Source organism: Flavobacterium sp. Leaf82 (assembly GCF_001422725.1).
Taxonomy (GTDB): Bacteria; Bacteroidota; Bacteroidia; order Flavobacteriales; family Flavobacteriaceae; genus Flavobacterium.
On record NZ_LMMA01000034.1, the window covers coordinates 1 to 14,294 of the forward strand.

Here is a 14,294-nt window from a genome sequence, read left to right on the forward strand (position 1 = left end):
CTTGGTGGTCAATTTGCTCCGGAATTAGGTGGTCAGTTTGCTCCGGAACGGGTGGTCAATTTAGTCCGGAATTAGGTGGTCAAATTGACCGGTTTTTCCAATAAGACACTTTCTTATATTTACTCGTATTTTAAATTTAGGAAAACCAAAAGAAATGAATTGTTGTTGAAAGAGGGCGAAATCTGTAATAATTTCTACTTTGTCAATAAAGGCTGTATCCGACTATTTAACATTAATAAAGAAGGAGAAGAGGCAACAAGATATTTTCATTTTGAAGATTCCTTAGGAACTGCACTTTCCAGTTTAATCAATCAACAACCTTCATTTGAATTTATGCAGACTATTGAACCTTCGGAACTATTAGTGATAAACCGTGAAGATTACTTTCATTTGGTAGACAACGTTCCGCAGTTCGGGTTTATTTACAGACAAATTTTAGAATTAGCCTACATAAAATCCCAGGAACGTATATATTGTTTTCAAGGTCTGGATGCGGTAGAAAAAGTCCGTTGGGTTTTAACAAATCAAACAAAATTGCTCACGAGGCTATCAAATAAAATGGTTGCATCTTACCTGGGACTTACTCCTCAAACATTAAGCAGATTAAAATCAAAGATCTAAAAATGTGAACATAGGACAACGTTTACAAAATATACTCTGATCATCTTTGCACTTCAACAAACACAGAAAAGTTCAATTATGATTTTAGTAACAACACCAACAGGAAATACAGGTTCAATAATTCTTCGACAATTAGTAGAGCAGGGGCAAAAGGTTAAAATTTTTTTAAGGGATCCTCAAAAAATATCAGCTGATATTTTAGAAAAAGTAGAAGTTGCCACAGGTTCTTTGCTCAACGAATATGAATTTACAGAGGCATTACAGGGCTGCGATACTCTTTATTTTTGTGTGCCTCAAAGCAATACTCAGGAAGATGTAAATGGCTATTATGAAGATTTTGCAAAAGTGGCTTCAAAATCAATTAAAAATGCAGGTACAAAAAGAGTCGTTTATTTATCCAGCGGCGGTAAAGAAAGCAATTTGCAGGCAGGTCTTGTCACAGCCCTGCACAAGGGGGAAGATATAATTAGCCAATGCGGAGCCTCAGTAAGGGCATTGCGCTGTCCGGTATTTTTTGAAACCCTTTTGTATCAAATAGCATCTCTAAAAGAACAGGGGGTATTTTCTTTGCCAATGAACGGAAATTATAAATCGCCGCAAATCGCCGTAAAAGATATCGCATCAAAAGCTGTAGAATTTTTGACGGATAACACCTGGACTGGAGTTGAAGGAATTACAGTTCTTGGTCCGGAAGATATAAGCTATAATGAAATTGCAAGACAAATGAGTATAGTAACAGGAAAAACTATTTGTTTTATGGAGATTTCAAAAGAGAATTATATAAAAACACTGTTGGAAAAACATCATACAAGCGAAGCATTTGCAATCTCTTTAACCGAAATGTTGACGGCAATTGGTAATGGTTTATATGACTTAGAACCAAGAACAGAGGCTGCTTCAAGAACTACAACCATTAGAGAATGGATGATTGAAAATTTGGTTCCTAAAATAAATTGAAGCAAAACATTAATGCAAATACCGTAGGAATTCGGAAACACATTAAATGAGGGAAACCCAGCTGTCCGAGAAACCCAGCTGTCCGAAGTCTCCCGACTTCGGACACGTTTGTTATGTCCGAATTCGTTTTTTTAATTTTTATTAGTAAACTTTCGTTATCATTTCATCTATTGGCAAACGAACTTTTTTCGTAGCTGCCATATAATCTTTTTCCGAATCCCGATATCCTAAAGCGAGTATAACTGTAGAATGCAACCCTTTTTCTTTCAAACCCAAAACGGCATCAATAGTGGCGGCATTAAATCCTTCGATAGGAGTGGCATCTACTTTCAATTCTGCTGCAGCAATAAGTGCCGTTCCTAATGCAATATAAGCTTGTTTGGCCGCCCAAAAGGCTTTTTGTTCTGCGTTAATAGCGCCAAAATAGGAATGCAATCCATTTCTAAATCCTGATAAGGCACCAGCGTCAAGACCTCTTTGCTTTTCTGTCATTGCCATATAATCGTCAATGTAAGTCGGAGACATGTCAGTCAATGCAGCAAAAACTAATAAATGAGAGCAAGAGCTAATCTGTTTATTATACGAATCAGCACCTAATTTTTTTTGAATTTCCGGGTTGCTTACAACAAAAACACGGTAAGATTGCAGACCACAAGAAGATGCTGAAAGATTTATAGCCTCTAAGATCTGATCGACTTTCTCTTCTGTTACTTTAATGTTATTGTAAGCTTTTGTGGCGTAGCGCCATTTTAAATTTTCTATCAAATTCATTGCTATGTCTGTCTTAATTTTTGGCAAATATAAATGATATTGTTTTCTTTTTCGAGTTTTTAAAGCGCTCTGGAAAACTCCAAACCAATAATCTTAGGTCGCTAAAGAATATTTATCTGTTTTCATTCCTTATTGTATTTGTTTAAAGATTAAAAATCTTTAAAAATATTGTTATAAAGAATAATTAACTGATTTTATGTATAAATAAAAATATTTAATCTTTTATATTCAAATTTGCAGGGTAAAAAAACTAAACATTATCATCAGATGAAAGCGAACATACAAGAAGATAGGGGAATAAACGAAAAGCAGAATATCGAAAATACCCAGAATACAATCCAGAATGATTTTGCATTCACACTAAAGAGCACTTGTTTAGATGAAAACTATCACCCCTCAAGTGAAACGCGTTTGACAACTAATTTTGCAAATTTGGCTAGAGGAGGCAATCGCCAACAAAACTTACGTAATGCATTAAATATGATTAACAATCGATTCAATGCATTGGCTCATATGGATAATCCAAAAGCTGATCGTTATCTTGTAGAACTTGAAATCATCACAGTAACGATGCGTATTGATGATAATAATGGTATTAACAATCTGCCGTTGATTGAAGTTTTAAAAACGAATATTTTTGACCGCAAGACTAGCCAGCGTATCGAAGGTATTGCCGGAAATAATTTTTCGTCTTACGTTCGTGATTATGATTTCAGTATTTTATTGATCGAGCACAATAAAAATAAACCTAATTTTTGTATTCCTGAAAATTTCGGCGATTTGCATGGAAAACTTTATAAGTGTTTTGTCAATTCAGCCACTTACAAAGAGCACTTTAAAATGTCACCGATCATTTGTCTAAGTGTATCAAGCAACAAAACTTATACTCGTACTGAGTATCAGCATCCGGTTCTGGGTTTTGAGTATCTGCAGGATCAGTATTCTATCACTGATGAATATTTCTCTAAAATGGGCTTAAAAGTTCGTTTTTTCATGCCTGCGAATAGTGTTGCACCGATGGCTTTTTATCATTCCGGAGATCTGCTTGCTGATTATACTGATCTTGGACTAATCAGCTCAATTAGCACTATGGAGACTTTCCAGAAGATTTATCGCCCTGAAATTTACAATGCAAATTCAGTGGCTGGGAAAATCTATCAACCAACTCTTAAACACGAAGATTATTCACTAACTCGTGTGGATTATGACCGCGAAGAGCGCAGCCGATTAGCTGTGGAACAGGGCAAATATGCAGAAGAGCATTTCATTAAGCCTTATAAAAATCTTCTGGAACAATGGTCTGCTAATTTTACCCTTTAATTGATTACAACGCATTAAAATTATACTACTATGAAGAAATTATTATTACCTACCTCTATTGTTGGAAGTTTACCCAAACCTGCCTGGCTTGCACCACCCGAAAAACTTTGGTCACCATGGAAATTAGAAGGCGATCAACTACTTGAGGGAAAACAAGATGCTTTACGCATTTCGCTGCAGGAACAGCAATTGGCAGATCTGGATATTATTTGTGACGGCGAGCAGACACGCCAGCATTTTGTAACGACTTTTATCGAACATTTAAGCGGTGTAGATTTTGAAAATCGTAAAACAGTAAAAATCCGTAACCGTTACGACGCGAGTGTTCCAGTGGTTGTAGGTGAGGTTGCACGTCAAAGAGCAGTTTTCGTTGAAGATGCTAAATTTTTACGTAAACAGACTAATAAGCCTATAAAATGGGCATTGCCAGGCCCGCTGACAATGGTAGATACTTTGTACGACGACCATTATAAAAGTCGGGAAAAATTGGCGTGGGAATTTGCGAAAGCACTCAATGAAGAAGCAAGAGAACTTCAGGACGCAGGGGTTGAGATTATCCAGTTTGATGAACCTGCATTTAATGTATTCTTTGATGAAGTAAACGATTGGGGAATGGCAGCATTAGAAAGAGCTATTGAAGGTTTACACTGTCAAACTGCGGTTCATATTTGCTATGGTTATGGAATACAGGCAAATACTGATTGGAAAAAGACGTTAGGTTCAGAGTGGCGACAATACGAAGAAATTTTTCCGAAAATTCAAAAATCTAAAATTGATGTGGTGTCTTTAGAATGTCACAACTCCAATGTGCCTTTAGATTTAATGGAACTTGTTCGCGGTAAAAAAGTAATGGTAGGCGCCATTGATGTAGCAACCAACACTATCGAAACACCAGAAGAAGTAGCTGCTACCCTGCGTAAAGCTCTTGAGTTTGTAGATGCCGAAAATCTATACCCTTCTACAAACTGCGGTATGGCCCCGTTATCTAGAGAGGTAGCAAGAGGCAAGTTAAGTGCTTTAAGCGCAGGAGCAGAAATTATACGCGAAGAACTTGGGATTTAATTTCAATACATTAATAAAGAAGTCCGTGCCTCCACGGAGGAATAATATTTAAAACACATTGAAGAAATTATTAGAAGTATTAAAAAAAGCAGGTTTCGACGGTTTCCTGTTAATGATAGCCACCATGATCGTGATGGCTTATTTTTTGCCAAAGCCAGGCATGGTCAAGGAACCTGTTTCGCTTGAGGAGATTGCCAATGCTGGTGTTTCCTTTATTTTCTTGTTTTATGGCATGCGACTGAGTGTTGAGAAACTAAAAACAGGACTTTCCAACTGGAAAATGCACATTGTCGTTCAGTTGACAACCTTTTTATTTTTTCCGCTCCTTGTTTTGGCATTTCGCCCGTTGTTTGTCAATAACGGCTTCGAGCTGCTTTGGCTGGGTGTATTTTTTCTGGCTGCATTGCCGTCCACAGTTTCCTCTTCGGTGGTCATGGTTTCTATCGCTAAAGGAAACATTCCTGCAGCCATTTTCAATGCAAGTATTTCCAGTTTAATCGGAGTAGTGGTTACGCCACTCTGGGTTGGGCTGTTTATAGCTTCTGCGACAGGCGATTTTGATGTTACTCAAATCGTCATAAAGCTGATTCTTCAAGTATTGCTGCCTGTAATTATTGGCATAAGCCTCAATTCCCGTTTAGGAGCCATGGCCGAAAAATATAAGAAACAGCTCAAATATTTCGATCAGGCAGTTATTCTAACGATTATTTACACGTCGTTTTGCAAGTCATTTTCACAACATCTTTTTGAAGGTTTCACCGCCCTTGAACTTGTCGGACTTGCTGCAGGGATGATGGCGTTGTTTTTTGCCGTATTCTTTTGCGTCGGACTACTCAGCCGCCTGCTTGGTTTTTCAGATGAAGATCGTATTACTGTCTTATTCTGCGGGTCTAAAAAGTCATTGGTACACGGCACCGTAATGTCAAAAGTACTTTTTCAGCACAGTACGATCACCGGCATCGTATTGCTGCCGCTTATGCTTTATCATGCCTTGCAATTGATTGCAGCCAGTATCATCGCTCAGGGTATGGCTCGACGAAAAGAAGTATAATTTTTATTTATGACATGGCCCTTTATCCTTTTTCGATAAAGGGCACTAGGGATGACTCTCCCTGCTGTAAAACAATGATTTTTAGATTTTTATACTGTGAAGATAAAAGTTGCAGTATTTTATATTTTTAAAGTATGTAAAATAAGATTTTTATATTGTTTTGAGTTATATTTGAAGAATTTTATTCTGATTTAAAAATAAATTAACCTATTTAAGTAATATTCTATGGAACAAATAGACGATATTGATCTTCAGTTATTAAATATACTTCACGATAATTCTAAATACACTGTAAAAGAGCTTGCTAAAATGGTTAATCTCTCGGCATCACCTGTTTTTGAGCGAATTAAAAGATTGGAAAACAATGGTTATATTAAAAAATATATTGCCCTGCTTGATGCAGAAAAACTAAACAGAGGATTTATTGTTTTTTGTAATATAAAACTTAAACAGCACGATCGTAATATCGGGAATCAATTTGTTAGTGATATTATGAAAATAGAAGAAGTCGTAGAATGTTATAATATCTCAGGAGATTATGATTTTTTAATGAAAGTTTCTGCCAAAGACATGAAGCATTATCAGGATTTTGTGTTTAATAAATTGGGATCAGTTGAAAGTATAGGGAGTACCCAAAGTACCTTTGTTATGTCAGAGATAAAAAATCTCTACGGATAGTTCCGCGAGCAACGATAGTGCGGAAATTCTTTCCGTGCCAATATTAATAAAAACCAGACTTACTTTTTTATTTGTAGAAATATACTTTGCTGACACTGATTATAAATCCGTGTGATTGGGTTTAAATAGATTGTAAAAAAACAAAAAAAAATCCCATTTCGTTAGAAATGGGATTTTAATTTTTGTGACCTCGACTGGACAAATTTCTATATATTTTATGGAAGATTTGAAGAAATTGGCATACTATATTTAGTATCTGTCTTTCATTGGCTTTATGAATTTGGTTTTGATGTCCTGTTGGGGATATTTTTGTCCCCCATTTTTTAATATTTAATTTTTCCCCTTACGTTCTAATATTAACATTTCATTGCCATGTACTTAGTTAAAAGAGTGTCTAAATTCTAAAGGAGAAAGTGCAGTTTTTGCTTTGAATAATTTGCTGAAGGATTGTAAATGTTCAAAGCCTAATTCATAAGCAATTTCACTGATTGACGAATTTGTATTGGTAAGTTTTTGTTTAGCAGTTTCGATTAGTTTGTCATGTATATGCTGCTGTGTATTTTGTCCTGTTAAAACGCGTAAGGTACTACTGAGATAATTAGGTGAAATGTTTAACTCTTGCGCAATGTATTGAACAGTTGGCAAACCTTTGGTTATCAAGTTGTCGTCTTTGAAATAATTATTGAGTAATTTTTCCAAACGTTCAAGCATCAGATGATTTGCTTTTTCCGTTGTGATAAATTGACGATTATAAAACCTGTCGGCATAAGTGAGCAGGCTTTCAATTTGCGAAATAATAATTTGTTTGCTAAACTTATCAATATTAGAATAGTACTCTTGTAGGATATTCTGAATGATGCTGTCAATTGTTTTTTCTTCTTTTTCTAAAAGCCATAGTGCTTCCTTGACAGTATAACCAAAAAACTCATACTGTTTTATGTTTTTTGATAGAGAAGTGTTCCATAAAAAATCTGGATGTATGAGTAACATCCAGCCTGTCGGTTGGTCTGCTGTTTCATCTGTGCTGTTGTGTTCAACTTTGAAAACCTGATTGGGAGCAATAAAAAACATTGCTCCGTCATTAAAACCATATTCTTGTTGTCCGTATTTAAGTTTGCCACTCAGCCCACGCTTATTGGAAATAGAATAAAAATCCAATACTAAACTTTTGTCAATCATATATTTAGCTTCTTCTATTCTCACAAGGCTGATTAGAGGATGTTCAGGTTTTGTATAGCCACGTAATTCGTGGTACTCGGCGATGGATTTTATTCTATACGGTACTTCATTTGTCATATTAGAAACAATTTGTATGTAAGTAAAATTAATGAAAAAAAAATTACACTTTACCGAGTTGGTAATCACCGTGCAATCTTGCTGCTAGTGGCGAACTGAATAAGGTATCAAGACGGGCACGTGCAACCATCTGATGAAAAGTACCATGCTGTGTTGGATCGCCTGCGTTGTGCATTGTATCGGTCATCCAAAGAGCAAAATCCTGATACTTCCAGATTCGTGGCAAAACTGTTACTGAATATTCCTTTAATGCAGAATAATCATTATCCTTTAAAGCATGTAGAAATGCCTGAGCTAAAATGTCTACATCAAAAAGTGACAGGTTCATACCCTTTGCGCTTGCAGGTGGCACAAGATGTGCAGCGTCACCGGCAAGAAAAAGATTGTTGTATTGCATTGGTGCGTACACAACGCTTCGCAAAGGAACAAATGTTTTGTCGTGAACCTGTGCATTTTCGATAGTGTCATCGCATAATCTTAACCTGATTTCATCCCAAAGACGTTCATCAGACCAGTCATCAATGCTGTCTTTTAATGCACATTGCAAATAATAGCGGCTTCTTTGGGGTCCCCTTGGCAGCTGTCCGACAAAGCCGTTATCGCTAACAGCCATAATTGCATTTCCCGTAACAGGGGCTTCTACAAGTGCCGCCAACCAGGCATAGCCGTATTCGTGACTATATTTAGTTAATACGCCTTTGGGGATAGAAGCACGACTAACACCTTTGTCGCCATCACAGCCAACTATATAGTCGCAAGAAAGCTTGTGTGAACCATCTTTGTCAGAATAAATAATTTGTGGTGTTTCGTTTTCTTCATTTATGATTGTTAGGTCGGTTACATCAAATCGAACTTCTCCACCCATCACATCAATAAGTTCTCTCAACAGATTATTGACAAGCATTTGCTGGGTACAAAATTTACTTTGAGCTCCACCCTCATCAGAAATTGTAAAAAGCCGACTAGATCCATTTACACGATAGTCGATTGTTTGTGCAAGTGGTCCTCCCAGAAGTTTATCTGCAAGTCCCCAACGTTCGAACATTTCAACACCTCGTCCTTCAACGACACCTGCACGTTGTGGCATTTCGATATAAGAACGATTTCTTCTTTCCAAAATAATGCAGTCTATGCCTGACTTTTGCAAAAATGTTGCTAATGTCAAGCCAGAGACTCCAGCACCAATAATGGCAACTTTTGTTTTTTCAATTCTACTGTTCATAATTTTTATATTATTTGTTGGTGCAAATATCTGCACCACTTATAAAAACTATTTAGCCATATCATCTTTTCGTTTAGTCAAAACAAAAAAATAACTGTTCGAAGTCTCCGGACTTCGGACACATTAGTTATTTCCACTTTGTAAATCTATTTATTAAAAATCTCGTTAAAGAAGTGTAAGATTAAAAAAAGACTCAAAAAAAAATCCCATTTCGTTAGAAATGGGATTTTTTTTTGTGACGTTTACTTCACAATTCACAAATCATTTTATGAATGATTTAAAGAAATTGGCTTATTTTCAGGTGAATTTGTAAGATAATTATTTTGTATTTTTATTTAGGGGCGGTTTGTATGTATCGTAAGGGTTAAATGTTAAAAAGACTACTTTTAAATGTAATTGAATTGTTGAATATATATATTCAGATTGAAATCCATAAGATTATTTGATTTATTTTTTAAGAGTTTGATTCAAATAATATTTAAAATTAAATAAATGTTTTTAGAAAATAAACACCAAAATTTGTTTAGGACAGCAACATAAATTTTATGACTTAACGTTTTTATCAACTTGTTTTCCTTAATTAATTCATAATCCTATATTCATTAGGAGTACTGCCAACATGCTGCTTAAAAAAACGAGTAAAATGCTGTGGATATTTAAATCCTAATTCATAAGCCACCTCATTGATTGTCTTTTTAGAGTCGAATATTTTGTCTTTTGCAGTTTCAATAATTTTATTCTGAATGTATTCCTGAGCTGATTTTCCTGTTTCTTTTTTAATAAGATCACCAAAATAATTCGCAGATAAGTTAAGTTCACTGGCATAATAGGCAACAGAAGGCAATCCTATAATATTCGGTTTGTCGGAAGAAAAATAGCTGTTTAAAAGTTCTTCAAATTTTTCAACAATTCCTTTATTAGTAGTATCTCTGGTAATAAATTGTCTGTCGTAAAATCTTTCACAATAATTCAAAAACAACTCAATATTAGATGCAATCAGTTTCTTGCTGTGTTTGTCAATAGATTGTTTTAATTCCACTTCAATTTTAGCAAAGCAGTCAAAAACAAGCTGTTTTTCTTTATCTGATAAATGTAGCGCTTCACTAGTATCATAACCGAAAAAACTATATTCAGCAATACTTTTAGCGAGTGATGTTCCTCTGATTAAATCAGGATGAAAAACCAATCCATGACCTGCGGGCTGGTAAATATCTACTTTATTCTCTACGTCAATGGTTTGTCCCGGCTTTATAAAAACTAAAGTTCCTTCCTGATAATCGTAATAATTACGACCGTATTTCAAATCTCCGCACTTTACCTGTTTTAAGAATATGCAATATAATTCGAAGTTCATTTTAGAACCAGCTCTTGGTTTCGCTTTATTAAAATCAATTATACTAACTAAAGGATGTAGTGTTTCATGATTATTAAAATCATTATATTCACTAATTGTCTCGAAGTTAAATACTTGTCCCATATCTTTCGTTATTTATTACACAAATTTAGCTATTTAAGTATAGCTTAAACAGCAGTTAGCGCTCAATCAGTAATCTTGGTAGGAGATTCCGTAATCCGTATACCAGTGCCGTCGGTTTAAGTTCGGAAATTTGTAATAATTAAATTATTAATCATATTACAATGTACAATATAAAATTAAATAATGGTGTTGAAATGCCCATTTTAGGGTTTGGTGTTTTTCAAATGCAGGATATGGCAGAATGCGAACAGGCGGTAGTAGATGCAATTAAAACGGGTTATAGATTAATTGATACGGCTGCTTCTTACATGAATGAAGAAGCTGTTGGAAAAGGTATTAAAAGAAGCGGGATTGCAAGAGAAGAACTTTTTATAACTACAAAACTTTGGGTAAGTGATGCAGGTTATGAAAATACAAAAACAGCTTTTCAGAAATCATTAGAATTACTTCAATTAGATTATCTGGATTTGTATCTGATCCATCAGCCTTATGGTGATATCTACGGCTCTTGGCGCGTTATGCAGGAATTATATACAGAAGGAAAAGTAAAAGCTATTGGCGTTTCTAACTTTCATCCTGACAGAGTTATGGATTTGGTTACCAACACAGGGTTTGTTCCTGCAGTCAATCAGATAGAAACACATCCTTTTCATCAGCAAAACGAAACACAAAAATTCCTTCAGGACAATAATATCCAAATTGAATCATGGGGACCTTTTGCTGAAGGAAAAAATGATATTTTCGAAAATGAGATTCTAACAGCAATTGCTCAAAAATATAATAAATCTACTGCTCAGGTAATTCTGAGATGGCTGACTCAAAGAGGCGTTGTAGCGATTCCAAAGTCTGTTCGAAAAGAAAGAATGGCAGAGAACTTCAACATTTTTGATTTTGAATTATCAAATGAAGATTTGACAGCTATCCAGACTTTAGACACTAATGCAAGTCTGTTTTTTGATCACAGAGATCCTACTATGGTGAAGTGGTTAAGTGAAAGAAAATTAAGCAGATAACAAATACGAAATAATATTTAAATGGATAGAAGATCAATATTAAAAACAGCAGGTTTAGCATTGGCAGGAAGCGCTTTGCTTCCGTTTCGTTCTCTCGCAAATTCACACAATGATGAGCTAAATTTAGAAGTAAATAATAAATCACTTGCTCCCGGAAAAAGAAAATTGGGGAAACTGGAAGTTTCCACCATTGGTATTGGCGTTCAAAATATGAGCCGTAACTACCAAACTACAATTCCTTCGAGACCAGAAATGCATCGAATTATTCAATCGGCGTATGACAATGGAGTTACTTTATTTGATGCTGCCGAAGCTTACGGTCCTTTTGAGGTAGAAAAAATACTCGGCGAGGGAGTTGCATCTTTTCGTGATAAAATTGTGATTTCTACAAAGTTTGGATGGAATATAGACCAAGAAACCGGAAAACGTTTACCGGGCTTAAACAGCCGTCCCGAACATATTAAAATTGTAGTGGAAGGGATGTTGAAGCGTCTTAAAACTGATAGAATTGATTTGTTGTACCAACATCGTGTTGATCCGCAGGTTCCAACAGAGGATGTGGTTGGCGCTATACAAAGTCTGATTAAAGAAGGTAAACTACTTCATTACGGCCTTAGTGAACCAGGTCACCAAACGGTTAGACGAGCACATGCTATTCATCCGATTACCGCCATCCAAAACGAATATTCTCTTTTATGGAGAGGTCCTGAAAAAACAATTATTCCCCTTTGCGAAGAACTCGAAATTGGCTTTGTTCCATGGAGCCCACTTGGTGTTGGTTTTCTGACCGGAGCAATTGACGAAGGAACAAAGTTTGCGCAGGGAGATATTCGCGGTATTGAATCAAGATTTTATCCTGAAAACCTAACGGCAAATATAGCTTTAGTTGAATTGATTCAGAAATGGAGTAAAGAAAAGCAAGCTGCACCTGCACAAATTTCCCTTGCATGGCTGCTAGCTCAAAAACCATGGATTGTGCCAATTCCAGGAACTACGCAGATGGCTCATATGTTAGAGAATACGGGAGCTTCTCAAATAAAATTTTCTGTAAATGAATTACAGGAATTTAATACAGCATTAAATGCAATTAAGATTTTGGGAGAAAGATTGCCAGCGGGAGTTTTAGCTTTTTCTGATGTTGAAGCCCCGCAGAAAAAGATTTAATTTTAATTTATTATAGCTAAATTCTTACCGGTACCTTTTAAAGGTGTGTCAAATTTATAAATAGAAAAAAATACGAATTAAAAATTTACATCATTATGAAAAAATCACTTTTTGGATTGCTTGTACTTATTCTAATTGCAAACAAGTCTTTCGCACAAAATACTACTGCTGAAAAGGAAGTAATTCAACTTTCACATCAAAAATGGCAGTGGATGTCCGATAAAAACGTCGATAAACTTACACCATTGTTTGATGATAAATCTGTTTTCGTTCATATGGGAGGAAGTTGGGGTAAAACTCAGGAAATCAATGTAATTAAAAGTGGAGGAATTCATTACAAGAAAGCAGACGTTCACGAGGTTTCAGTAAATATTATAGGTGATACGGCAATACTTTTGAGTAAAATTACATTATTAGCAGTAGTAGGAGGAAATGAAGTTACTAATCCATTTATTGTGACAGAAGTGTATATAAAAAACAGTAATGGTTGGAAATTAGGATCATTGTCTTTTACAAAGCTAATGACTCCTGGACAATAAATTTTAGAAATTGAGAAAAGAAAATATTATGAAAAACATAATCAGTGCAAGATGGAGCATTTTCTGTTTGTTATTTGTAGTAAGCAGTTCCTCGCTAACAGCGCAGAAGAAAGCCAAACAAAAGCCAATAGTTATTGAAGAGCAGGGAAGTTTTGCAGTAGGAGGAACCATGATTGAGAATCCCGGTACATTTGATCCCTATAATATTACTCCGGAAGGACAGACTTTTAGAGGTGATCACGCTTATGTTTTTTATCAAATACCTGCCCAAGCGCGCAAATATCCTTTGGTAATGTGGCACGGTATAGGTCAGTTCTCTAAAACATGGGAAACTACACCAGACGGACGTGAGGGATTTCAGAATATTTTTCTTCGCAGAAAATTTCCTGTTTATTTGATAGATCAGCCCAGAAGAGGAAATGCAGGACGAAGTACTTCAGAAGCTTTGATAAAACCTGTTCCTGATGAACAACAATGGTTTGGTGTTTTCCGTGTAGGCATTTGGCCCAATTATTTTGATGGTGTTCAATTTTCCCGTGATCCGGAAACACTTAATCAATACTTCCGCTCCATGACACCGAATCTGGGAACAATTGATATAAAGGTTACTACAGATGCAGCTTCTGCACTTTTTACAAAAATTGGCCCTGCCATTCTGGTTACGCATTCACACTCTGGCGGAATGGGCTGGATTACGGCTATTAAAAATGAAAATGTAAAAGCCATTGTATCTTATGAGCCGGGAAGCGGATTCTTATTCCCTGAAGGTGAAGTTCCGTCTCCAATTGCCAGTTCAGCAGGTGCTCTGGAAGCAACAGCTGTTCCACTAGAAGACTTTATGAAACTGACGAAAATTCCGATAGTAATTTATTATGGAGATAACATTCCAGACAAACCATCAAAAAATTCAGGTGCTGACGGATGGAGAGCACGCTTGGAAATGGCAAGATTATGGCGTGATGCTGTAAACAAAAAAGGTGGAGATGTTACTGTAGTTCATCTTCCTGAAATCGGAATTAAAGGCAATACACATTTTCCATTTTCTGATTTGAATAATATTCAGGTTGCTGATCTGATGGCTCAATGGCTGAAAGAAAAAGGATTAGAAAAATAATTTTGCTAA

The 14,294-nt window shown here is 35.8% G+C and carries 14 protein-coding genes; 10 read left to right on the forward strand and 4 right to left on the reverse strand.

Features of this window, described 5'->3' with window-relative positions; translation table 11 throughout:
* The first annotated feature begins 75 nt into the window (after positions 1-75).
* Positions 76-621, forward strand: a complete 546-nt coding sequence (locus ASF10_RS19645; RefSeq protein WP_056253048.1) for a Crp/Fnr family transcriptional regulator — start codon at positions 76-78, stop codon at positions 619-621.
* Between the two features lie 78 nt (positions 622-699).
* A complete protein-coding gene (locus ASF10_RS19650) occupies positions 700-1,578 on the forward strand; it encodes an NAD(P)H-binding protein (RefSeq protein WP_056253053.1) in 879 nt (292 codons plus the stop codon).
* 141 nt (positions 1,579-1,719) lie between these two features.
* Here the strand turns inward: ASF10_RS19650 and ASF10_RS19655 are convergent, their stop codons facing one another.
* Positions 1,720-2,349, reverse strand: a complete 630-nt coding sequence (locus tag ASF10_RS19655; RefSeq protein WP_056253056.1) for a nitroreductase family protein — start codon at positions 2,347-2,349, stop codon at positions 1,720-1,722.
* Between the two features lie 267 nt (positions 2,350-2,616).
* Here ASF10_RS19655 and ASF10_RS19660 point away from each other — a divergent pair, with 267 nt between their 5' ends.
* The 4 genes from ASF10_RS19660 to ASF10_RS19675 all read left to right on the forward strand — a co-directional run bounded on the left by ASF10_RS19660 (position 2,617) and on the right by ASF10_RS19675 (position 6,460).
* The gene (locus tag ASF10_RS19660) at positions 2,617-3,669 is read left to right on the forward strand and encodes a DUF1852 domain-containing protein (RefSeq protein WP_198529615.1); all 1,053 of its coding nucleotides are present in this window, start codon (positions 2,617-2,619) and stop codon (positions 3,667-3,669) included.
* 30 nt (positions 3,670-3,699) lie between these two features.
* The gene (locus ASF10_RS19665) at positions 3,700-4,731 is read left to right on the forward strand and encodes a methionine synthase (protein WP_056253059.1); all 1,032 of its coding nucleotides are present in this window, start codon (positions 3,700-3,702) and stop codon (positions 4,729-4,731) included.
* Positions 4,732-4,789: 58 nt separating this feature from the next.
* Positions 4,790-5,782, forward strand: coding sequence for a bile acid:sodium symporter family protein (locus ASF10_RS19670; RefSeq protein WP_056253061.1), 993 nt, complete (start codon positions 4,790-4,792; stop codon positions 5,780-5,782).
* A 225-nt stretch (positions 5,783-6,007) separates the two neighbouring features.
* Positions 6,008-6,460, forward strand: coding sequence for an Lrp/AsnC family transcriptional regulator (locus ASF10_RS19675; protein WP_035644147.1), 453 nt, complete (start codon positions 6,008-6,010; stop codon positions 6,458-6,460).
* Between the two features lie 378 nt (positions 6,461-6,838).
* On the opposite strand, the gene ASF10_RS19680 is transcribed toward ASF10_RS19675, so the two are convergent.
* The 3 genes from ASF10_RS19680 to ASF10_RS19690 all read right to left on the reverse strand — a co-directional run bounded on the left by ASF10_RS19680 (position 6,839) and on the right by ASF10_RS19690 (position 10,455).
* Positions 6,839-7,756, reverse strand: a complete 918-nt coding sequence (locus ASF10_RS19680; RefSeq protein ID WP_056253064.1) for a helix-turn-helix domain-containing protein — start codon at positions 7,754-7,756, stop codon at positions 6,839-6,841.
* A gap of 43 nt (positions 7,757-7,799) precedes the next feature.
* Positions 7,800-8,978 carry a 4-hydroxybenzoate 3-monooxygenase gene (locus ASF10_RS19685; protein WP_056253067.1) on the reverse strand — a complete coding sequence of 393 codons (1,179 nt, stop codon included), beginning with the start codon at positions 8,976-8,978 and terminating at the stop codon, positions 7,800-7,802.
* A 580-nt stretch (positions 8,979-9,558) separates the two neighbouring features.
* A complete protein-coding gene (locus ASF10_RS19690) occupies positions 9,559-10,455 on the reverse strand; it encodes a helix-turn-helix domain-containing protein (RefSeq protein ID WP_056253069.1) in 897 nt (298 codons plus the stop codon).
* A 161-nt stretch (positions 10,456-10,616) separates the two neighbouring features.
* On the opposite strand from ASF10_RS19690, the gene ASF10_RS19695 reads away from it, so the two are divergent.
* The 4 genes from ASF10_RS19695 (at position 10,617) to ASF10_RS19710 (ending at position 14,285) form a co-directional block, all read left to right on the forward strand.
* Positions 10,617-11,468, forward strand: a complete 852-nt coding sequence (locus tag ASF10_RS19695) for an aldo/keto reductase (protein ID WP_056253072.1) — start codon at positions 10,617-10,619, stop codon at positions 11,466-11,468.
* 21 nt (positions 11,469-11,489) lie between these two features.
* Positions 11,490-12,632: an aldo/keto reductase gene (locus ASF10_RS19700; RefSeq protein ID WP_056253075.1), complete on the forward strand. Its 1,143-nt coding sequence runs from the start codon at positions 11,490-11,492 to the stop codon at positions 12,630-12,632.
* 95 nt (positions 12,633-12,727) lie between these two features.
* Positions 12,728-13,171 (forward strand): nuclear transport factor 2 family protein, encoded by a 444-nt coding sequence (locus tag ASF10_RS19705; protein WP_056253078.1) that lies wholly within the window; start codon positions 12,728-12,730, stop codon positions 13,169-13,171.
* A gap of 28 nt (positions 13,172-13,199) precedes the next feature.
* Complete coding sequence (locus ASF10_RS19710) at positions 13,200-14,285, forward strand: alpha/beta hydrolase (protein ID WP_056253766.1); 1,086 nt, start codon at positions 13,200-13,202, stop codon at positions 14,283-14,285.
* Positions 14,286-14,294: the final 9 nt, after the last annotated feature.